This is a genomic window from Streptomyces sp. NPDC090032 (genome assembly GCF_044748025.1).
Lineage (GTDB): Bacteria > Actinomycetota > Actinomycetes > Streptomycetales > Streptomycetaceae > Streptomyces.
Genome location: NZ_JBIVFF010000003.1, coordinates 404556 through 424646, shown reverse-complemented (window position 1 = coordinate 424646; position 20091 = coordinate 404556). Strand labels below are relative to the sequence as shown.

The following is a 20091-nucleotide window of genomic DNA, read 5'->3' as shown; positions in this document are numbered from 1 at the left end:
AGAACGTGGCATTCCGCGTACTGCCGCCGGTGGCTCAGCCAGGGATCAGACCCTCGTCGCTCAGCATCTCCCGGACTTCTTCCAGCGTCGCGTCCGCGGACGGAAGGATGAGTTCCGAGGGTTCCAGGGACGCGTCGGGCAGCGGGGTGCCAAGGGAGCGCACCCTTTCGAGCAGGGCGTTGAGCGTGCGGCGGAAAGCGGGACCGTCCCCGTTCTCCATCTCGGCCAGGAGCTCGTCGTCGAGCTTGTTGAGCTCGGTGAAGTGGCTGTCGGCCAGCTCCACCTGCCCCTCCCCCATGATCCGTACGATCATGACGCCCTCCTCGGCGTGGCTACTGCTTGTCGAAGCGCGGGGTGTCCTGCGGCGTCTGCGCCGGGGACTGCTGGCCCTGCCCGCCCTCGATCGCCTGCTGCGAGGAGGAGCTTCCGCCGGACAGCTCGGCCTTCATCCGCTGGAGTTCCAGCTCTACATCCGTACCACCGGAGAGGCGGTCCAGCTCGCTCTGGATGTCGTCCTTGGCGAGGCCGGACTGGTCGTCGAGGGCGCCGGAGGCGAGCAGCTCGTCGATCGCGCCGGCGCGGGCCTGGAGCTGCGCCGTCTTGTCCTCGGCACGCTGGATGGCCATGCCCACGTCGCCCATCTCCTCGGAGATGCCGGAGAAGGCCTCGCCGATCCGGGTCTGCGCCTGGGCCGCGGTGTAGGTCGCCTTGATCGTCTCCTTCTTCGTACGGAAGGCGTCGACCTTGGCCTGGAGGCGCTGCGCCGCGAGGGTGAGCTTCTCCTCCTCGCCCTGAAGGGTCTGGTGCTGCGTCTCCAGGTCGGTGACCTGCTGCTGGAGGGCGGCCCGGCGCGAGAGCGCCTCGCGGGCCAGGTCCTCGCGGCCGAGCGCGAGCGCCTTGCGGCCCTGGTCCTCCAGCTTGGACGACTGGGTCTGGAGCTGGTTGAGCTGCAGCTCCAGGCGCTTGCGCGAGGTCGCCACGTCGGCCACGCCGCGGCGCACCTTCTGGAGCAGCTCCAGCTGCTTCTGGTACGAGTAATCGAGGGTCTCGCGCGGGTCCTCGGCCCGGTCAAGGGCCTTGTTCGCCTTCGCGCGGAAGATCATCCCCATACGCTTCATGACACCGCTCATGGGCTTCGCGCGCCCCCTTCTGACAGATCCAGCAGACGTCCAGCACCAGCACTGCGACAGAACCCACAGTACGGGTCCTGCCTCTATTACCGCACTGTTCAGGCGCGGATGCGCTCATCCCCAAGGACGACTGCGTCCGGTGCCGCTCCGGCGCAGGGAGTAGGTGTCCCCCTGGGGGCCGGATCGACGAGCACGCGGTGCAGCCGCCGGGAACGCTCAGCAACACTGACGCAGGGTGTTGCCGGATCGTTCCCCACTCGCCTCTGGTCCATGCGGCCGTACCCCGTACCCTTGGGTTTTGTGTTCCGTAGCCGATCCAAGGACGAGAAGGCCCAGGCCGCCAAGGCGCCGGTGACCGACTCCACGCAGCCCCGTGACCCGCAGGCCCCCAAGGGCCGCCCCACGCCCAAGCGCAGCCAGGCCCAGACCCAGCGCCGCAGCGTGGCCAATACGCCGACGAACCGCAAGGAGGCGGCGAAGCGGCAGCGCGAAGACCGCCGCACCGCGATGGAGAGGCAGCGTCAGGCCCTCGCCAACGGTGACGAGCGCTACCTTCCCGCTCGCGACAAGGGTCCGGTGCGCAAGTTCGCGCGCGACTTCGTCGACTCCCGCTTCTGCATCGCCGAGTTCTTCCTGCCGCTGGCGGTGATCATCCTCGTGATGACCATGGTCCGGATCTCCAGCCTGCAGAACATCGCGCTGCTGCTCTGGCTCATCGTGATCGTGCTGATCGTGCTCGACTCGGTCGTCACCGCGTTCCGCCTGAAGAAGCGCCTGGCCGAGAAGTTCCCGAACGAGCCGAAGAAGGGCGCCGTCGCGTACGCCCTCATGCGCACGCTCCAGATGCGCCGGCTCCGTCTGCCCAAGCCCCAGGTCAAGCGCGGGGAGCGGCCCTGAGCACGGAGGCCTTCTCCGGCGGCGCCGCGGCGTCCTGGCTCGGCAGGCTCGACGGTCTGCGCAACGCCGTACGCCAGGAGCTCGTGGCCCGGCAGCTCGACGAGCAGCTGGCCGCGCGCTACCCCATAGGCCGGCGGCTGCGGATTCTCGACGTCGGCATGGGCCAGGGGACGCAGGCCCTGCGCCTGGCGCGGGCCGGACATCAGGTGACCGGGGTCGAGCAGGATCCCGGGATGGTCGCCGCCGCGCGGGCCGCGCTCGCCGGGGAGCCCGAGGGCATCCGCGGCCGGGTGCGCCTCGTGGAGGGCGACGGCCGCGAGACCGGGGTGCACTTCCTGCCCGGCAGCTTCGACGTGGTGCTGTGTCACGGGGTCCTGATGTACGTCGAGGACCCCGACGCGCTGCTCGCGGGCCTGGCGCGGATGCTGGCCCCCGGCGGCCTGCTCTCGCTCCTCGTGCGCAACGGTGACGCGCTCGCCATGCGGCCCGGCCTCGCCGGGGACTGGCAGGCGGCGCTCGGCTCCTTCGACTCGCTCGCGTACCGCAACCGGCTCGGGCTCGACGTACGGGCCGACCGGCTCGACGCCCTGACCGCCACGCTGGCCGGGATCGGGGCTCCGCTGCACGCCTGGTACGGGGTGCGGGTCTTCACGGACACGGCGGGGGACGAGGCGCCCGTGCCGCCGCCCGGCGAGTTCCACACGCTGCTCGCGGCCGAGGAGCGGGCGGGCCGCACGGAGCCGTACCGCCGGGTGGCGGCGCTGCTGCACCTGTGCGGCGTGCGGGGCTGACCGCTCCGGGATCGTCTGCGACGACAAGGGGCACGTCGTCACCAACACCGACGCGCTCGTGGTCGGCGACAGAGGACAGAGGGGGCGGCGACCCGTTGCGGGTCGCCGCCCCCTCCTCCGCGTCCCGGAAGGGCTACGGACCTACAGGCGCGCAGGCCTACGCCGGCGCGTCCTCCGCGTGCAGGCCCATCGGGCCGTAGATCACCGCGTCGTCCTCGAAGAGGGTGACCTGGTCGGCGCCGCCTTCCGCGAGGGCCTTCCAGAACTCGCCGATCCACGACTCCGCGTCGCCCTGGGTCGTGAACTCCTCCGGCTGCACCGCCGGCTGGACCTCCGTCCCGTCCGACTTCTCGAACCTCCACGTCCACGCCGCCATGTCAGCCTCCAGAGAGTCAACGGACCAGCTCACCGTCTCAACTGCTGCCCGGAAGCCTAGCCGGGCGAGCGCCGCTCGCGGTGGCGCGGGAGGATCTTCCCGTGGAACTCACTCTGCTCGGCACCGGCGCACCCACCGGCCTGCCCCGCCCGGACTGCCCCTGCGCGGCCTGCGCCACCGCCCTCGGGCCGGGCGCGCGCGCCGCGACCGCGCTCCTGATCGACGGCGTGGTGCTGCTCGACCTCACGCCGGGGGCGGCGTTCGCGGCCGCCCGCTCGGGGCACAGTCTCAGCGGCGTACGGCAGGTGCTTCTCTCGCATCCGCACGACGGGCCGCCCGTCGAGGTTCCGGCGGGGCTCGTGTCGCCGGTCCGGGTACCGGACGGGAGCGAGCTGGCGCTGCTGACCGGGCACCGGGTGCGGGCCCTGCCGACGGACTCGCCGGGGACGGCCTACGAGGTGACCGGGCCGGACGGCGAACGGCTGCTGTATCTGCCGCCGGGCGCGGCGCCCGCGGGCTTCGAGGAGGCCGAGCGGCCGTACGAGATGGTGCTCGCCGACATCGTGGACCGCCCGGACGCGGCGGCACGGCTGCGGGCCGTCGGGGCGATCGGCGCGACGACCGATGTGCTCGCGGTCCACATCGACCACGACGTGCCGCCGGGGCCGGAGCTGACGCGCCGTCTGGCGGCGGCGGGCGCACGGGCCGTGCCGGACGGGACGACGCTCGTCGTGGGGGCGTACGAGGACGTACCGGACGTGCCCCGCAGGACGCTGGTCCTCGGCGGGGCCAGGTCGGGGAAGTCGGTCGAGGCCGAGCGGCGGCTCGAGGCGTTCCCGGGCGTGCTGTACGTGGCGACGGGCGGCACGCGGGGCGGGGACACCGAGTGGTCGCAGCGGGTGGCGCTGCACCGCGAGCGGCGTCCGGGCTCCTGGAACACGACGGAGACCTGCGACCTCGTGCCGCTCCTCGCGCAGGACGGGCCCCCGCTGCTCATCGACTGCCTGTCGCTGTGGCTGACGTACGCCATGGACGAGGTGCAGGCCTGGGACGACGCGGAGTGGGCGGGCGGCGGGGAGCGGGCGCTGCGGGAGAAGGTCGCGGCGCTGACGGAGGCCGTGCGCAACACCCCGCGCACGGTCGTCGCCGTGTCGAACGAGGTCGGGTCGGGGATCGTCCCGGCGACCGCGTCGGGCCGCCGCTACCGGGACGAACTGGGGCGCCTGAACGCGGCGTTCGCGGCCGAGTGCGAACAGGTGCTGCTCGTCGTGGCCGGGCAGGCGCTGGTGCTGCGCGGCTGACACGGGGCGATCGGCCGGGGTTCAGGCAGGGCTCGGTCCCGCTCGGGTCAGGGTCGCGGGCGTCTGCCGGGTCCTGGGGTGTTCTTGCGGGCGACGACCCGGTAGGCGTTGGAGAAGCGGGTGCGGCCCGCGAGCGGGGCGAGCAGCTGGTCCGCCGCGTAGGCCGCGGCGACGAGGGGCACGACGGCGTACGTCAGTGCCGTGCGCAGCCTGCGCTGGAGGGAGGTCGGGGCCTTGCTGCGCCAGGGGGCGTCGGCGCTCGGCAGCCAGTGGCCGAGGAACAGGGCGAGGCCTGCGGTGAGGTCGAGCGGGACGTGGGCCTCGCGGCGGTCGGTCGCGACGACGGTGTAACCGAGGCGCTCCAGCTCACGGCGGAGGTTGTCCATCGGGATGAGGTGCAGGTGCTGGGGCTGGAAGTACGACACCCACCACTTGCCGAGCAGCTTCGCGTAGCGGCTCTCGGGGTCGGGGACCTCGATGAGGAGGTGGCCGCCGGGGCGCAGGACGGTGCGGGCGGCCTTGAGTTCCTCGCGCGGGTCGGTGGCGTGCTCCAGGTAGTGGAACATGCTCAGCGCGTCGTAGCGTCCCGCGAGCGCGGGGGCGAGTTCGGTGAGGGTGCCACGGTGGGCCTCCTCGACGCGGCCGGCCCGGCGGCCCTCCTCGACGGCGGCTCCGGTGTCGAGCCCGTCGAAGGCGGTGTACGGGTGGACCTCCTTGGCGGCCGCCGGGAAGTGGCCCTGCCCGGTGGCGACGTCCAGCCAGCTCTCCGGCTCGACGAGGGCCAGCAGAGTGCGGGCGGCGGCACGGTGGCGCCGGACCGAGCGCCGTGCGGAGTGCTGGGCCTTCAGGAGTCGGGCGGAGTGGCCTGCGTTGAGCCCGTCGTAGAAGTCCCGGTAGTAGAAGGCCAGGCCCTCGGGGGTCAGGCGCGGGTTCTGGAAGGAGTGCGAGCAGGCGCGGCACTGGTCGACGACGAAGCTGCCCGGCTTGTGCTGGAGGAGGTCGGTGGTCCGCAGCCGGGTGCGCAGCCGGCTGGAGCCGCACCAGGGGCAGTCGGTCCTGCGCGGCTCGTGGAACCGGTCGGTGCCCTGGGCGAGTTCGGTGAGATAGGCGGGCCGCCGCTCGGCGACGGCCTCGGTCGTGGGGGTCATCACGAACTCCTGTGGGACGGTCCGGGGGGCGCCACACCACCCTGGGGCGATACGACAATCCGGGGCATCCAGGAACGTAAAGGATCACGGAGAGACCCGCAATGACGCTGCGGATCCGATGCATCGCATGGCGTAACACCACGTCATGCGCCGTGTCGGGGAACGGCCGGTACTGTTCGGCGAATGAGCTCGCTGAATCTCGACGACTTCACCGATCTGATCGAGCGCCCCGACGGCGGGACGCGTCGCGACGCCGAGGAACGCCGTGCCCGCTTCGCGGTGCCGACCGGCGCTCTGGGCCGCCTGGACGAGCTGGGCGAGTGGCTGTCGGCCGCCCAGGCCGCGGTGCCGGTCAAGCCTCTCGAGCGGCCGCGCGTCGTGCTGTTCGCGGGCGACCACGGGGTCGCCGGACTCGGGGTGTCGGCGCGGCCCGCCGGCAGTGCCGCGGCGCTGGTGCGCCAGGCCGTCGAGGGCGCGAGCGCGTCGGCGATCCTCGCGCGGCGCCTGGGCGTTCCGGTGCGGGTGGTCGACATGTCGCTGGACTGCGAGCCCGGCGAGCTGCCCGCCGAGGTCGTACGGCACCGGGTGCGCAGGTCGTCCGGGCGCATCGACATCGAGGACGCGCTGACGCCCGAGGAGGCGGAGGCCGCGTTCCGTGCGGGCATGGCCGTCGCCGACGAGGAGGCGGACTCGGGCACGGACCTGGTGGTGCTCGGCGATCTCAGCGTGGGCGGGACGACGGCGGCCGCGACGCTGATCGCCGCGCTGTGCGGGACGGACGCGTCCGTGGTGACCGGGCGCGGCGGCGCGCCGATCGACGACCTGGCGTGGATGCGTAAGTGCGCGGCCGTGCGGGACGCCCTGCGGCGGGCCAGGCCCGTGCTCGGCGACCAGCTGGCGCTGCTCGGCGCGGTGGGCGGCGCGGACCTCGCCGCCGCGACCGGGTTCCTGCTGCAGAGCGCGGTGCGGCGCACGCCGGTGATCCTTGACGGTGTGGTGTCGGCGGCGTGCGCGCTCGTCGGGCAGCGGATCGCGTTCCGGGCGCCGGACTGGTGGCTGGCGGGTCAGTCGAGCGGGGAGCCCGCTCAGGCGAAGGCGCTGGACCGGATGGCGATGGAGCCGCTGCTCGACCAGGGCGTCACGGTGGGCGAGGGAGCGGGGGCGCTGCTCGCGCTGCCGCTGGTGCAGGCCGCCGCGGCGCTGGCCGCGGAGCTGCCGGAGGTCCCGCAGGCCGCCGACGAGCCGGAGATCGCCGAGGCGGATGCCGAGGAGCCGGAGACCGCCGACGCGGGCGAGTAGGGCACCGGACACGCCTTTTTGACGGCGGGTTGCGGCGGGTTCGGCCCCGCCGCGACCCGCCGTTTCGCGTCCCGGCGACGTCAACCCGCCTAGCCCTGAATGCCCCATATGCTCCCTGCCTATGGCAGATGAACAGACGTCCGCTCCACCCGCGCGCCCCGCCCACGCCTCCACCCCCACCACGAAACGGGCGGCCGCCTTCCTCGTCTGGTACCTGCGCGTCGTCACGTTCATCAACTTCCTGAGCGCGGTCTGGGTCTCCCTCGGCCAGGACCTGCAACGGCACAACACCGACGACTACTTCACCCCGTACCTGCTGACGGCCGGGTTCGCGTCAGGGGTCTTCACCTGGTTCCTGGCGATCACCATGCGCCGCCGCAAGCGCGCCGCGTGGATCCTCAACCTCGTACTCAGCGGGCTCTTCCTGCTCCTGTTCATCGTCGTGATGTTCTTCCCCGAGGTGAGCCGCTACCCGCAGAACTGGATCTCGCTCGTCCTGACCGCCGCGTTCGTCGCCGCGCTGCTGCTCGGGCGGCGGGAGTTCTACGCGAAGGGGGACCGCTCGAACGCGAAGCTCGCGGCCGCGGTCGGGATCGGCGGACTCCTCGTGACGTCCCTGTTCGCGGCGTTCCTCGTGACCGTCACCAACCAGGCGCACGACGGCCACCACTCGACGTTCCTGGAGCGCTGGCGCTACGGCACCCTGCGCCTCATCTCGGTCGCCACCGACGAGTCCCGCTTCCCCGGCATCACGTCGCCGAACTGGGTCAACGTCGTCATCAACATCCTGAGCACCCTCCTCCTGCTCGCCGTCGCGTACGCCGCGTTCCGCTCCCGCAAGGCCGTCGACCCGATCACCCCCGACGACGAGGCGAAGCTGCGCGCGCTGCTCGACAAGGTCGGCGACCGGGACTCGCTCAGCTATTTCGCGCTGCGCCGGGAGAAGAGCGTCGTGTGGTCGCCGACCGGCAAGGCGGCCGTCGCGTACCGCGTCGTCGGCGGCGTCTCGCTCGCCTCGGGCGACCCGATCGGCGACCCCGAGGCCTGGCCCGGCGCCATCGCCCCCTGGCTCGTCCAGGCGCGCGAACACGGCTGGATCCCGGCCGTGATGGGCGCGAGCGAGGAGGCGGGCACCATCTACGCGCGGCACGGCCTCGACGCCCTCGAACTCGGCGACGAAGCCATCGTCGAGACGGGCGAGTTCACGCTGGAGGGGCGGGCCATGCGCACCGTCCGGCAGGCCTACAACCGGGTCAAGCGCGCGGGTTACGAGGTGCGGATCCGGCGCCACGAGGACATCCCCGCCGACGAGATGACGTACCTGCTCCAGCGCGCCGACGACTGGCGCGACGGAGCGACCGAGCGCGGCTTCTCGATGGCGCTCGGGCGGCTCGGCGACCCCGGCGACGGGCGCTGCGTGATGCTCGAATGCACCGACGGGAAAGACGAGTTGAAGGCGGTGCTCTCGTTCGTCCCGTGGGGTCCCGAAGGGCTCTCGCTCGATCTGATGCGGCGTGACAGGGACTCCGAGAACGGGCTGATGGAGTTCATGGTCATCGAACTGCTCCAGCGCGCCGAGGAGATCGGGATCACGCAGGTGTCGCTCAACTTCGCCATGTTCCGGTCCGTCTTCGAACGTGGCTCGCGGCTCGGCGCGGGCCCGGTGCTGCGCCTGTGGCGCTCGCTGCTCAGCTTCTTCTCACGGTGGTGGCAGATCGAATCCCTGTACCGGGCCAACGCGAAGTACCGGCCCATCTGGGAACCCCGCTTCCTGCTCTTCGAGAAGAGCGCCGACCTGCCGCGGATCGGCCTCGCCTCCGCGCGCGCCGAGGGCTTCCTGGAGGCGCCGGGCCTGCCGAACTGGATGCACCGCAGACATCTGGAGCCGCGCCCGTGAGATCCCCGGCCGCCCTGGCCCGCGCCGAGTGGGGCCCGCTGTGGTCGACGGTGCGCAGGGGGCTCGTCACGAAGCGGTGGCGGGCGGCGCCGATGACGCTCGGCGCGGTCTGCCTGGCGGCCCTGTTCCACTACGCCCAGAACCAGTCCTGGGGCTATCGGTTCGTGCAGGACATCGGCTCCGTACGGGCCGAGGACCCGCTGTGGCTGTCCCTGCTGCGCACCCCGCTGTCCCTCTTCGTGCCGGCGCTCGACCTGCCCGTGTGGGGCGCCCTCGCGCAGATCCTGATCGTGTTCGGCATCGCGGAGATCTGCCTCGGCCGGCGGGTCACGCTCGCCGTCGGATACGTCGCCACCCTCGCCGGCACCCTCTACGCCCGCCTCGGCACCACCCTCGGCCCCGACGGCCCGCTCGGCCTGCCCGCCTCGGACGCGCGGATCGTCGACAACGGCCCGTCGGCGGCGGTCGTGGGGCTCGCCGTGTACGTGTGCTGGCGCTACGGCGCCCGGTGCACGGCGGTCGTCGTGGTCGCCCTCATGGTGACCGAGGCGGCCGTGAAGCCGAACCTCGCCGGCAAGGAGCACCTGGCGGCGATCACCGCGGTCGCCCTGGCCGGCGCGGCGCGGGCGGCGTATGCCGCCGTATGTCACCGGGGCGCCGAGCGCTCCGGGTCGGGCGTGCCGCCGATCAGGTCCTGAAAGCCCCGGCTCAGCTTCGACCAGCGCCGGTCGTGCCGGTAGGCGCGCAGCCGCGATCTGGCCCTGGCCTTCGGGCGCCGCCGGTACCAGCGCTTCGCCCACGCCGACCCGGGCCGCGCGAGCCTGACGGCCCCGAACAGCGCGACGAACGGCACGAGTACGCCGACGACCGCGAGCCGGGGCTTCCCCTTGAACATGGCCAGCACGACGAACAAGAGGTTCACCAGGACCGTGGCGATCGCGGTGCCGCGCCCCTGTTCCTCCTGTCCCGTCACGTCGTTCACGCCGAGCGGCGAGAAGCCGCTGAGGACGAGGAGCCCCAGCGCCGCCGCGAGGACCACCACCTCGACGCTCTGCCGGCCCTGTTCGGTCCAGTAGACGTCGGCGAGGTGCAGGATCAGGGCGAACTCGTCGAGGACCAGGCCCGCGCCGATCCCGAAGATCACCGCACAGATCGAGGCGCCGACGCCGTGCCGCCCGCTGCCGACGGCCCCGAACCCGCCGATGACGGTGAGGATCACGCCGGGCACCACGTGATGGATGTGCATGCCGCCCGGGGCGACGTTGCGGAACGGTCCGCGCCCGGCGCGGATGAGGCGCGTGATCGTACGGGTCGCCGCGAAGGTCAGCAGGAACGCGGCGAGGGCGAGCAGCAGCGGCAGCTTCCCCGGCTCGCCGATGTTCCGGTACCACCACTCACCCATGCCGCCATCCTGCCGCCGGGGCCCGGGCGCCGCCCGCTGTGCTGGGCCCCCCGGGTAGCCTGCCGGGATGCCTGCAACCCCGGCCGACGGCCTCCGCTTCGCCTTCGGCACCCTCACCGTGCTCCCGGTCGAGGTCACCCGCTGGGACCGCGAGGCGGCCCGCGCCGGAATGCTCTGCGCCCCCGTCGCCGGGCTCGTCGTGGGCCTGGCCGCCGCCGCGCTCGGCGGGCTCCTGACGCTGCTCGGCGCCGGTCCGCTGCTCGCGGCCGTGGCGAGCGTGAGCGTCCCGGCCGCCCTGACCCGTGGACTGCACCTGGACGGCCTCGCCGACACCGCCGACGGCCTCGGCAGCGGCAAGCCGGCCGAGGACGCGCTGCGCATCATGAAGCAGTCGGACATCGGCCCGTTCGGCGTCATCACGCTCGTGCTCGCGCTCCTCGCCCAGGTCGCCGCGCTCGCCGAGCTGTACGCGGATTCGTGGGCCCGCGGCGCGCTCGCCGCCGTCGTCTCGGCGCTCACCGCCCGGCTCGCGCTCATGCTGGCCTCGCGCGCCGGTGTCCCGCCGGCCCGGCCCGAGGGCCTGGGCGCGGCCGTCGCCGGGACGGTGCCGGTGCGCGGGGCGCTGCTCGCCGCCGCCGTCACCGTGTGCGCCGCCGGGGCCGCGGGCGCCGTCACCGGCTCCGCGTACGGCGCCGTGCGCGGCGCAGCGGCCGCCGTCCTGGCCTGCTGCGCGGCCGAACTCCTGCTGCGCCACTGCGTTCGACGCTTCGGCGGAGTGACCGGTGACGTCTTCGGCGGCGTCGCCGAGACCGCCGCCACCGCCGCCCTCGTCGTCCTCACCTTCGGCTGACACGGCCCGCGGTCACCTACCGCGAGGCGCACCCGCGCGTACACGGGCGTAGGCTCCCCAAGGGGCCATACACCCCACGGCCCGTCAGAACTCGTTCAGACACCATGAAAGTAGGGACCTCACCACCGTGACTGCTCTGACTCTCAGCACCGCCGCCGCGTCCGGCCTGCGTGCCGACGCGATCGTCGTCGGTGTGGCGAAGGGTGCCGCGTCCAAGTCCGGAGGGCTCGTCGTCGCCCCCGGCGCGGAGGCCGTGGACAAGGCCTACGCCGGCAAGCTCGCCGCCGTCCTGGAGACCCTCGGCGCATCCGGCGGTGAGGGTGAGGTGACGAAGCTCCCCGCCCCCTCCGGTTTCAAGGCCCCGGTCGTCCTGGCCGTCGGTCTCGGTCCGGTGCCGGAGAAGGACGAGTCGTACGACCCGGAGGCCCTGCGCCGCGCCGCCGGTGCCGCCGCCCGCGCGCTGACCGGCGCGAAGAAGGCCGCGTTCGCGCTGCCCGTCGAGGACTCGGGTGACGCGGGCGCGATCGCGGAGGGCGCCCTGCTCGGCGCGTACTCCTTCGACGCCTACAAGGAGTCCGCCCAGGACGGCGGCAACGGCAAGGCGCCGCTCGGCGAGATCGCCCTGCTCGGCGCCAAGCCGCGCGACAAGGCGTTCAAGGCCGCCGTGGAGCGCGCCCTCGCCGTGACCGAGGAGCTCAACCGCGCCCGCGACCTGGTCAACACCCCGCCGAACGACCTCACTCCGGAGGCCTTCGCCGCCGTCGCCTCGGCCGCGGCCAAGGAGCACGGCATCAAGGTGCAGGTCCTCGACGAGAAGGCGCTCGTCAAGGGCGGCTTCGGCGGCATCCTCGGCGTCGGCGCCGGCTCCGAGGCCCCGCCGCGCCTGGTGAAGCTCTCCTACACGTCGTCGAAGGCGGACAAGCACCTCGCCTTCGTCGGCAAGGGCATCACGTACGACTCGGGCGGCATCTCCCTCAAGCCGGCCGGTCACAACGAGACGATGAAGTGCGACATGGCCGGCGCCGCCGCCGTGTTCGCCGCCGTCGTCGCCGCGGCCCGTCTCAAGCTGGACGTGAACGTCACCGGCTGGCTGGCGCTCGCCGAGAACATGCCGTCGGGCTCGGCCACCCGCCCGGGTGACGTCCTTCGCATGTACTCCGGCAAGACCGTCGAGGTCCTGAACACCGACGCCGAGGGCCGTCTGGTCCTGGCCGACGCCATCGCCAAGGCCTCCGAGGAGACCCCGGACGCGATCGTCGACGTCGCCACGCTGACCGGCGCGATGATGCTGGCGCTCGGCAACCGCACGTTCGGCATCATGGCGAACGACGACGCCTTCCGTACGACGATCCACGAGGTCGCCGGGGAGGTCGGCGAGCCGTCCTGGCCGATGCCGCTCCCCGCCGACCTGAAGAAGGGCATGGACTCCCCCACCGCCGACATCGCCAACATGGGCGAGCGCATGGGCGGCGGCCTCGTGGCCGGCCTCTTCCTCCAGGAGTTCGTCGGCGAGGGCATCACGTGGGCCCACCTCGACATCGCGGGCCCGGCCTTCAACGAGGCCGGCGCGTTCGGCTACACGCCCAAGGGCGGCACCGGTTCCGCGGTCCGTACGCTGGTGCGCCTCGCGGAGCGCACGGCCGCCGGTGACCTCGGCTGACGCGTAAGGCACGACTCGACAGCCCCCGGGTGCGACGGCACCCGGGGGCTGTTCGCTTTCGACGAAATCCGCAGCCTGCCGGACCTCCTCGGCCGGGTTTCAGGTGTAACCGCCGTCTCACCCCCGGGCCCGGCGTCCCGTCCGCCGTCGACAAGTGCGAGGATGGCCTCGGCAGGATAGGGCCCCCACCACAGGGCCGAAGCATAAAAAGCGGCCGGACACCAGCCGCCGCCCGGTCACCGCAGACCGGCGTACGGCGCACATGCATGGAGGACGTGACGTGGCGAACGACGCCAGCACCGTTTTCGACCTAGTGATCCTCGGCGGTGGCAGTGGCGGTTACGCCGCGGCCCTGCGCGGAGCGCAGCTGGGCCTGGACGTCGCCCTGATCGAGAAGAACAAGCTCGGCGGCACCTGCCTGCACAACGGATGCATCCCGACGAAGGCCCTGCTGCACGCCGGCGAGATCGCCGACCAGGCGCGCGAGGCCGACCAGTTCGGTGTCAAGACCTCCTTCGAGGGCATCGACATCGCGGGCGTCCACAAGTACAAGGACGACGTGATCTCCGGCCTGTACAAGGGCCTGCAGGGTCTCGTCGCCTCCCGCAAGGTGACGTACATCGAGGGCGAGGGCCGCCTGTCGTCCCCGACCTCCGTGGACGTGAACGGCCAGCGCATCCAGGGCCGCCACGTGCTCCTCGCGACCGGCTCCGTGCCGAAGTCGCTGCCGGGCCTGGAGATCGACGGCAACCGCATCATCTCCTCGGACCACGCGCTGACGCTGAACCGCGTCCCGCAGTCCGCGATCATCCTGGGCGGCGGCGTCATCGGCGTCGAGTTCGCCTCCGCGTGGAAGTCCTTCGGCACCGACGTCACCGTCGTCGAGGGCCTCAAGCACCTCGTGCCCGTCGAGGACGAGAACAGCTCCAAGCTCCTGGAGCGCGCGTTCCGCAAGCGCGGCATCAAGTTCAACCTCGGCACCTTCTTCGACAAGGCCGAGTACACGCAGGACGGCGTCCGCGTGACCCTCGCCGACGGCAAGACCTTCGAGGCCGAGGTCCTCCTGGTCGCCATCGGCCGCGGCCCGGTCTCGGCCGGTCTCGGTTACGAGGAGCAGGGCGTCGCGATGGACCGCGGTTACGTCCTGGTCGACGAGTACATGCAGACCAACGTGCCGACCATCTCGGCCGTCGGTGACCTCGTCCCCACCCTCCAGCTCGCGCACGTCGGCTTCGCCGAGGGCATCCTGGTGGCGGAGCGGCTGGCCGGTCTCAAGACCGTCCCGATCGACTACGACGGCGTGCCGAAGGTGACGTACTGCCACCCCGAGGTCGCCTCCGTCGGTATCACCGAGGCCAAGGCCAAGGAGATCTACGGTGCGGACAAGGTCGTCGCTCTGAAGTACAACCTCGCGGGCAACGGCAAGTCCAAGATCCTCAAGACCGCGGGCGAGATCAAGCTCGTCCAGGTCAAGGACGGTGCCGTGGTCGGCGTCCACATGGTCGGCGACCGTATGGGCGAGCAGGTCGGCGAAGCCCAGCTGATCTACAACTGGGAAGCGCTGCCCGCCGAGGTCGCCCAGCTCATCCACGCCCACCCGACGCAGAACGAGGCGCTCGGAGAGGCCCACCTGGCCCTCGCGGGCAAGCCGCTGCACTCGCACGACTAGGTCAGGCCGCAGGCTGGACCCAGTCGCCCCTGTCGTCCCCTGGGCGCGACGACCGACCACAGACTTCCGCACTCCCCCAAGCTCTCAACTTCGCTCGAGCAGGGGAGACCCCACTAAGGAGCAACAGAAACCATGTCGGTTTCCGTATCCCTTCCGGCGCTCGGTGAGAGTGTCACCGAGGGCACCGTCACCCGCTGGCTGAAGGCCGAGGGCGAGCGCGTCGAGGTCGACGAGCCGCTGCTCGAGGTCTCGACCGACAAGGTCGACACCGAGATCCCCTCGCCCGCCGCCGGCATCCTGGCCTCCATCAAGGTCGCCGAGGACGAGACCGTCGAGGTCGGCGCCGAGCTGGCCGTCATCGACGACGGCACGGGCGCGCCCGCCGCTGCCGAAGCCCCGGCCGCTGCCGAAGCCCCGGCCGCTGCCGAGGCCCCGGCCGCCGCTCCGGCCCCCGCCGCCGAGGCCCCCGCGGCTCCGGCCGCCGCCCCGGCCGCTCCGGCCGCCCCCGCCGGTGCCGCTTCCGGCACCGACGTCGTGCTGCCCGCTCTCGGCGAGTCCGTCACCGAGGGCACCGTCACCCGCTGGCTGAAGGAGGTCGGCGAGGAGGTCGCGGAGGACGAGCCCCTGCTCGAGGTCTCCACGGACAAGGTCGACACCGAGATCCCCTCCCCCGTCGCCGGCGTTCTCCTGGAGATCTCCGTCGCCGAGGACGAGACCGCCGAGGTCGGCGCCAAGCTCGCCGTCATCGGTGCTCCCGGTGCCGCCGCTCCGGCCGCCGCGCCCGCCGCCCCGGCTGCTCCCGCCGCCGCTCCGGCCCCGGCTCCGGCCGCCCCCGCAGCTCCGGCCGCCCCCGCAGCTCCGGCTGCTCCGGCTCCGGCTCCTGCTGCCGCTCCGGCCCCGGCGGCTCCGGCCGCCCCGGCTCCGGCCGCCACCCCCGCTCCGGTCGCCCCCGCTGCCCCGGCCCCCGCCGCGGTCTCCGGTGACGACGGCGCGTACGTGACCCCGCTGGTGCGCAAGCTCGCGTCGGAGAACGGCGTGGACCTGAGCACCGTCAAGGGCACCGGCGTCGGTGGCCGTATCCGCAAGCAGGACGTCATCGCGGCCGCCGAGGCCGCGAAGGCCGCCCCGGCCCCCGCCGCCGCTGCTGCTCCGGCCGCCGCGAAGGCCCCGGCCCTGGAGGTCTCCCCCCTCCGCGGCCAGACGGTCAAGATGACCCGCATGCGCAAGGTCATCGGCGACAACATGATGAAGGCGCTGCACTCGCAGGCCCAGCTGACCTCGGTCGTCGAGGTCGACATCACCAAGCTGATGAAGCTGCGCGCCAAGGCGAAGGACGCGTTCGCGGCCCGTGAGGGCGTCAAGCTCTCCCCGATGCCGTTCTTCGTCAAGGCCGCCGCCCAGGCGCTGAAGGCCCACCCGGTCGTCAACGCCCGGATCAACGACGACGAAGGCACCATCACGTACTTCGACTCGGAGAACATCGGCATCGCCGTTGACGCCGAGAAGGGTCTGATGACGCCGGTCATCAAGGGCGCGGGCGACCTGAACATCGCCGGCATCTCGAAGAAGACCGCCGAGCTGGCCGGCAAGGCCCGCGGTGGCGGCCTCACGCCGGACGACATGTCCGGCGCGACCTTCACGATCTCCAACACGGGCTCGCGCGGTGCGCTGTTCGACACCGTCATCGTGCCGCCGAACCAGGCCGCGATCCTGGGCATCGGCGCCACGGTGAAGCGCCCGGTCGTCATCAACCACCCGGACCTCGGCGAGACCATCGCCGTGCGGGACATGACGTTCCTGTCGCTCTCCTACGACCACCGTCTGGTGGACGGCGCGGACGCCGCCCGCTACCTGACCACGGTCAAGGCGATCCTGGAGGCCGGCGAGTTCGAGGTCGAGCTCGGCCTGTAACGCTCGTCTCATCAGCGCGTACGCCCCTGTCCGGAGGTCTTCCGGACGGGGGCGCCGCCGTATTGTCTAGAGGTCACCGCACCTTGGGGTCCCCGCCCCCTCTGGAGGAGCCATCATGACCGCGCCCGTCGTCCACTCGCTGCGCGAACAGATCCGCGAGCACATCGTCGAGGGGATCGTCAGCGGACGCTGGAAGCCGGGCGAGCGCATCGTGGAGCGCCGCATCGCGACGGAGTTGGAGGTCAGCCAGACGCCGGTGCGGGAGGCCCTGCGGGAGCTGGAGAGTCTGCGGCTGATCGAGTCCGCCCCCAACAAGGGCGTCCGGGTGCGGAATCTGACGGCCGCCGACCTGGAGGAGAGCTACCCGGTCAGGGCCGGCCTGGAGGCCATCGCGGCGGAGCTCGCGGCCGGGAAGCTGGCCGAGGACTGCTCGGCTCTCGAACCCCATGTGGCGGCCCTGTACCGCGCAGACCAGGAGGCCGACGGGACGGGCCAGGTGCGGCACACGGTCGGGTTCCACCGCGAGCTGGTGCGGGCCGCGGGGAACTCCGTACTGCTGCACACCTGGGAGGGCCTCGGCATCGAGGTGTTCACGGCCCTGTCCATCCGGTGGCTGGGCACCGTCCAGCAGTCGTACGCGGAGGAGCACGAGGCGCTCGTCGCCGCGTTCCGGCGCCGGGATCCGGCGATCGCGGAGCTGGTGAAGGCGCACGTGCTCGGCTGCGCCCCGCGCGCCTGAGCCACACCCCGCTCAGACGTCGTGGTGCCACCCCTCCCACCTGCATGAATTCGCGGTTCCGCCTTCGAAAACAAGGCACCCGGTGCCCCGTTCAATGGCACCGGATGCCCACTTTCTCCGTCTGAGGAAGTTTTCCCCTTCAACCCTTTGATCGATCATCGATCAGGGAGTTAGAGTCGCCGACGGGTCTCCACCAGGGACCCAAGCCCTGTCCTGCCAAAGACCTAGGGCACCCCCACCCTTTCCGCTAAGGGAACCCCCCTCCGACTCAGGAAGGCGGCGCAATGACCGACCCCTCCGCAATCCAGCCGAGCGAGCTCGACCAGCTCCCGGACCGCGACCCCGAGGAGACCGCCGAATGGCAGGCCTCCCTGGACGCCGTTACCAAGGCGGCCGGGCCGCACCGTGCCGCGTACCTGATGCGCCGCACGCTGGAGCGCGCCGAGGGCTCAGGCCTGGCGCTGCCGAAGCTCCTCGAGACCGACTACGTCAACACCATCCCGACCGCCGCAGAGCCGGCGATCGAGGGTGACGAGGCGCTGGAACTGAAGATCGCCGCGTGGAACCGCTGGAACGCGGCCGCGATGGTGACCCGTGGCTCCAAGTACGGCGTCGGCGGCCACATCGCGACGTTCGCCTCGGCGGCCTGGCTCTACGAGACCGGCTTCAACCACTTCTTCAAGGGGAAGGAGGGCGACGGCTCCGGTGACCAGCTGTACATCCAGGGCCACGCCTCCCCCGGCATCTACGCCCGCGCCTTCCTCGACGGCCGCCTGAGCGAGCAGCAGCTCGACCACTTCCGCCAGGAGTCCGGCGGCGACGGCCTGCCGTCGTATCCGCACCCGCGGCGCCTGCCCTGGCTGTGGGAGTTCCCGACCGTCTCCATGGGCCTCGGCCCGCTGTCGGCGATCTACCAGGCGCGGTTCAACCGCTACCTCACCAACCGCAAGATCAAGGACGTCTCCGCCTCGCACGTGTGGGCGTTCCTCGGCGACGGCGAGATGGACGAGCCCGAGGCCACCGCGGCCCTGGCGCTCGCCTCGCGTGAGGGTCTGGACAACCTGACCTTCGTCATCAACTGCAACCTGCAGCGCCTCGACGGCCCGGTCCGCGCCAACTTCCGCGTGGTCCAGGAGCTGGAGGCACAGTTCCGCGGCGCCGGCTGGAACGTCATCAAGACGCTCTGGGGCTCCGCCTGGGACGAGCTGTTCCAGCTCGACACGACCGGCGCGCTCGTGCGCCGGCTGCGCGAGGTGCCGGACGCCCAGTTCCAGACGTACGCGACGCGCGACGCCGCGTACATCCGCGAGCACTTCTTCGGCTCCGAGCCCGCGCTCGTCGAGCTGGGCCGGCTGCTCACGGACGACAAGATCGCCGAGTGCTTCAAGGTCTCGCGCGGCGGCCACGAGCCCCGCAAGGTGTACGCGGCCTACCGTGCGGCCCTGTCGCACGAGGGCGCGCCGACCGTGATCCTGGTCCAGACGGTCAAGGGCTTCACGCTCGGCAAGGGCTTCGAGTCCAAGAACGCCAACCACCAGATGAAGAAGCTGACGGTGGACGAGTTCAAGGACATGCGTGACCTCCTTGAACTGCCCATCTCCGACAGCCAGTTCGTCGACGGCCAGGTCCCCTACGGCCACCCGGGCGCCGACTCCCCCGAGGTCCGCTACCTCCAGGAGCGCCGCGCCGCCCTCGGCGGCCCCGCCCCGGCCCGCCGCACGCACGCCATCGCCCCGCTGCCGGCCCCGGCCGACAAGGCGTTCGCGTCCTTCGACAAGGGCTCAGGATCGCAGTCCGTGGCCACGACCATGGCGTTCGTACGCCTGGTCAAGGACCTCGTACGCGACAAGGAGACCGGCAAGCGCTGGGTGCCGATCGTCCCGGACGAGGCGCGCACCTTCGGCATGGAGTCGCTGTTCCCGTCGCTCGGCATCTACTCCCCCAAGGGGCAGACGTACGAGCCGGTCGACCGCGACCAGCTGATGTACTACAAGGAGGCCACGGACGGCCAGATCCTCAACGAGGGCATCACCGAGGCCGGCTCCATGGCGGACTTCATCGCCGCCGCCAGCGCGTACTCCACGCACGGCGAGGCGATGATCCCCTTCTACATCTTCTACTCGATGTTCGGCTGGCAGCGCACGGCCGACCAGATGTGGCAGCTCGGCGACCAGCTGGGCCGCGGCTTCCTGGTGGGTGCCACCGCGGGCCGTACGACGCTGACGGGTGAGGGTCTGCAGCACGCGGACGGTCACTCGCCGGTCATTGCGGCGACCAACCCGGCCGCGCTGTCCTACGACCCGGCGTTCGCGTACGAGATCGGCGCGATCGTCAAGGACGGTCTGCGCCGCATGTACGGCGAGGCGGCCCCGGGCGAGGACCGGGACGTCTTCTACTACCTGACGGTCTACAACGAGCCGATGCCGCAGCCGGCCAAGCCCGAGGGCGTGGACGAGGGCATCCTCAAGGGCCTGTACCGCTTCAACACCGCCGAGTCGGCCGGGGTGAACGTCGCGGCCGCCAACGCCCCGCGCATCCAGCTCCTCGGTTCGGGCACCGCCATCCACTGGACCCTCGAGGCGCAGAAGCTGCTCGCCGAGGAGTGGGGCGTGGCCGCCGACGTGTGGTCCGCCACCTCCTGGACCGAGCTGCGCCGCGACGCCCTGGAGGCGGACGAGGCGGTCCTGCGCGGCGAGGAGCGCACTCCCTACATCCGTACGGCGCTCGACGGCGCCCAGGGCCCGGTCCTCGCGGTCTCCGACTACATGCGCCAGGTCCCCGACCAGATCGCGCAGTGGGTCGAGCAGGACTACTCCTCGCTCGGTGCGGACGGCTTCGGCCTCTCCGACACCCGTGAGGCGGCCCGCCGCCACTTCGGCATCGACGCGCAGTCGATCGTCGTCGCGGCCCTGGCCCAGCTCGCCCGCCGCGGCGAGATCAAGGCCTCGGCCGTGAAGGAGGCGCGCGAGCGCTACGGCCTGTAGTCCCCCTTGTCATGCGTGCCCCGTCCCGATTGCCGGG

17 protein-coding genes are annotated in these 20091 nt (G+C 72.1%); 12 read left to right on the top strand and 5 right to left on the bottom strand.

Going from position 1 to position 20091, the window contains the following annotated elements:
• Positions 1-34 precede the first annotated feature (34 nt).
• Together ACIPWY_RS08965 and ACIPWY_RS08960 are read right to left on the bottom strand one after the other, a co-directional pair.
• The gene (locus ACIPWY_RS08965) at positions 35-313 is read right to left on the bottom strand and encodes a hypothetical protein (protein WP_362899945.1); all 279 of its coding nucleotides are present in this window, start codon (positions 311-313) and stop codon (positions 35-37) included.
• Between the two features lie 19 nt (positions 314-332).
• Entirely contained in the window at positions 333-1130 is a 798-nt protein-coding gene (locus tag ACIPWY_RS08960) for a PspA/IM30 family protein (RefSeq protein ID WP_362899943.1), read from the bottom strand.
• Between the two features lie 270 nt (positions 1131-1400).
• On the opposite strand from ACIPWY_RS08960, the gene ACIPWY_RS08955 reads away from it, so the two are divergent.
• Both ACIPWY_RS08955 and ACIPWY_RS08950 read left to right on the top strand, forming a co-directional pair.
• Entirely contained in the window at positions 1401-2027 is a 627-nt protein-coding gene (locus ACIPWY_RS08955) for a DUF3043 domain-containing protein (RefSeq protein ID WP_362899941.1), read from the top strand.
• A gap of 83 nt (positions 2028-2110) precedes the next feature.
• Positions 2111-2818, top strand: a complete 708-nt coding sequence (locus ACIPWY_RS08950; protein ID WP_393698417.1) for a class I SAM-dependent methyltransferase — start codon at positions 2111-2113, stop codon at positions 2816-2818.
• Between the two features lie 157 nt (positions 2819-2975).
• Here ACIPWY_RS08950 and ACIPWY_RS08945 read toward each other — a convergent pair whose 3' ends face one another.
• The gene (locus ACIPWY_RS08945) at positions 2976-3194 is read right to left on the bottom strand and encodes a hypothetical protein (protein WP_362899937.1); all 219 of its coding nucleotides are present in this window, start codon (positions 3192-3194) and stop codon (positions 2976-2978) included.
• 101 nt (positions 3195-3295) lie between these two features.
• Between ACIPWY_RS08945 and ACIPWY_RS08940 the strand changes: the two genes are divergently transcribed.
• Positions 3296-4495: a bifunctional adenosylcobinamide kinase/adenosylcobinamide-phosphate guanylyltransferase gene (locus ACIPWY_RS08940; protein ID WP_393698415.1), complete on the top strand. Its 1200-nt coding sequence runs from the start codon at positions 3296-3298 to the stop codon at positions 4493-4495.
• A gap of 47 nt (positions 4496-4542) precedes the next feature.
• Here ACIPWY_RS08940 and ACIPWY_RS08935 read toward each other — a convergent pair whose 3' ends face one another.
• A complete protein-coding gene (locus ACIPWY_RS08935; RefSeq protein ID WP_393698413.1) occupies positions 4543-5643 on the bottom strand; it encodes a class I SAM-dependent methyltransferase in 1101 nt (366 codons plus the stop codon).
• Between the two features lie 183 nt (positions 5644-5826).
• Here ACIPWY_RS08935 and cobT point away from each other — a divergent pair, with 183 nt between their 5' ends.
• The 3 genes from cobT to ACIPWY_RS08920 all read left to right on the top strand — a co-directional run bounded on the left by cobT (position 5827) and on the right by ACIPWY_RS08920 (position 9537).
• A complete protein-coding gene (cobT, locus tag ACIPWY_RS08930) occupies positions 5827-6942 on the top strand; it encodes a nicotinate-nucleotide--dimethylbenzimidazole phosphoribosyltransferase (RefSeq protein ID WP_393698411.1) in 1116 nt (371 codons plus the stop codon).
• Between the two features lie 121 nt (positions 6943-7063).
• The gene (locus ACIPWY_RS08925; RefSeq protein WP_393698409.1) at positions 7064-8839 is read left to right on the top strand and encodes a phosphatidylglycerol lysyltransferase domain-containing protein; all 1776 of its coding nucleotides are present in this window, start codon (positions 7064-7066) and stop codon (positions 8837-8839) included.
• Positions 8836-9537 (top strand): hypothetical protein, encoded by a 702-nt coding sequence (locus ACIPWY_RS08920; protein WP_362899928.1) that lies wholly within the window; start codon positions 8836-8838, stop codon positions 9535-9537. Before ACIPWY_RS08925 ends, ACIPWY_RS08920 begins: the two co-directional genes overlap by 4 nt.
• On the opposite strand, the gene ACIPWY_RS08915 is transcribed toward ACIPWY_RS08920, so the two are convergent.
• On the bottom strand, positions 9486-10241 hold the full coding sequence (locus ACIPWY_RS08915; protein ID WP_362899927.1) for a hypothetical protein: 756 nt from the start codon (positions 10239-10241) through the stop codon (positions 9486-9488). The genes ACIPWY_RS08920 and ACIPWY_RS08915 overlap by 52 nt on opposite strands.
• Positions 10242-10308: 67 nt before the next feature.
• Between ACIPWY_RS08915 and ACIPWY_RS08910 the strand changes: the two genes are divergently transcribed.
• From ACIPWY_RS08910 to aceE, 6 genes are all read left to right on the top strand, one after another.
• Positions 10309-11091, top strand: a complete 783-nt coding sequence (locus ACIPWY_RS08910; protein ID WP_393698406.1) for an adenosylcobinamide-GDP ribazoletransferase — start codon at positions 10309-10311, stop codon at positions 11089-11091.
• 127 nt (positions 11092-11218) lie between these two features.
• A complete protein-coding gene (locus ACIPWY_RS08905; RefSeq protein WP_393698404.1) occupies positions 11219-12751 on the top strand; it encodes a leucyl aminopeptidase in 1533 nt (510 codons plus the stop codon).
• 280 nt (positions 12752-13031) lie between these two features.
• Positions 13032-14420 carry a dihydrolipoyl dehydrogenase gene (gene lpdA / locus ACIPWY_RS08900; protein ID WP_362899921.1) on the top strand — a complete coding sequence of 463 codons (1389 nt, stop codon included), beginning with the start codon at positions 13032-13034 and terminating at the stop codon, positions 14418-14420.
• Between the two features lie 132 nt (positions 14421-14552).
• On the top strand, positions 14553-16331 hold the full coding sequence (gene sucB / locus ACIPWY_RS08895; protein ID WP_393698402.1) for a 2-oxoglutarate dehydrogenase, E2 component, dihydrolipoamide succinyltransferase: 1779 nt from the start codon (positions 14553-14555) through the stop codon (positions 16329-16331).
• 115 nt (positions 16332-16446) lie between these two features.
• Positions 16447-17070 carry a GntR family transcriptional regulator gene (locus ACIPWY_RS08890; RefSeq protein WP_362899917.1) on the top strand — a complete coding sequence of 208 codons (624 nt, stop codon included), beginning with the start codon at positions 16447-16449 and terminating at the stop codon, positions 17068-17070.
• A 284-nt stretch (positions 17071-17354) separates the two neighbouring features.
• Complete coding sequence (gene aceE, locus ACIPWY_RS08885) at positions 17355-20054, top strand: pyruvate dehydrogenase (acetyl-transferring), homodimeric type (RefSeq protein ID WP_362899915.1); 2700 nt, start codon at positions 17355-17357, stop codon at positions 20052-20054.
• Positions 20055-20091 lie beyond the last annotated feature (37 nt).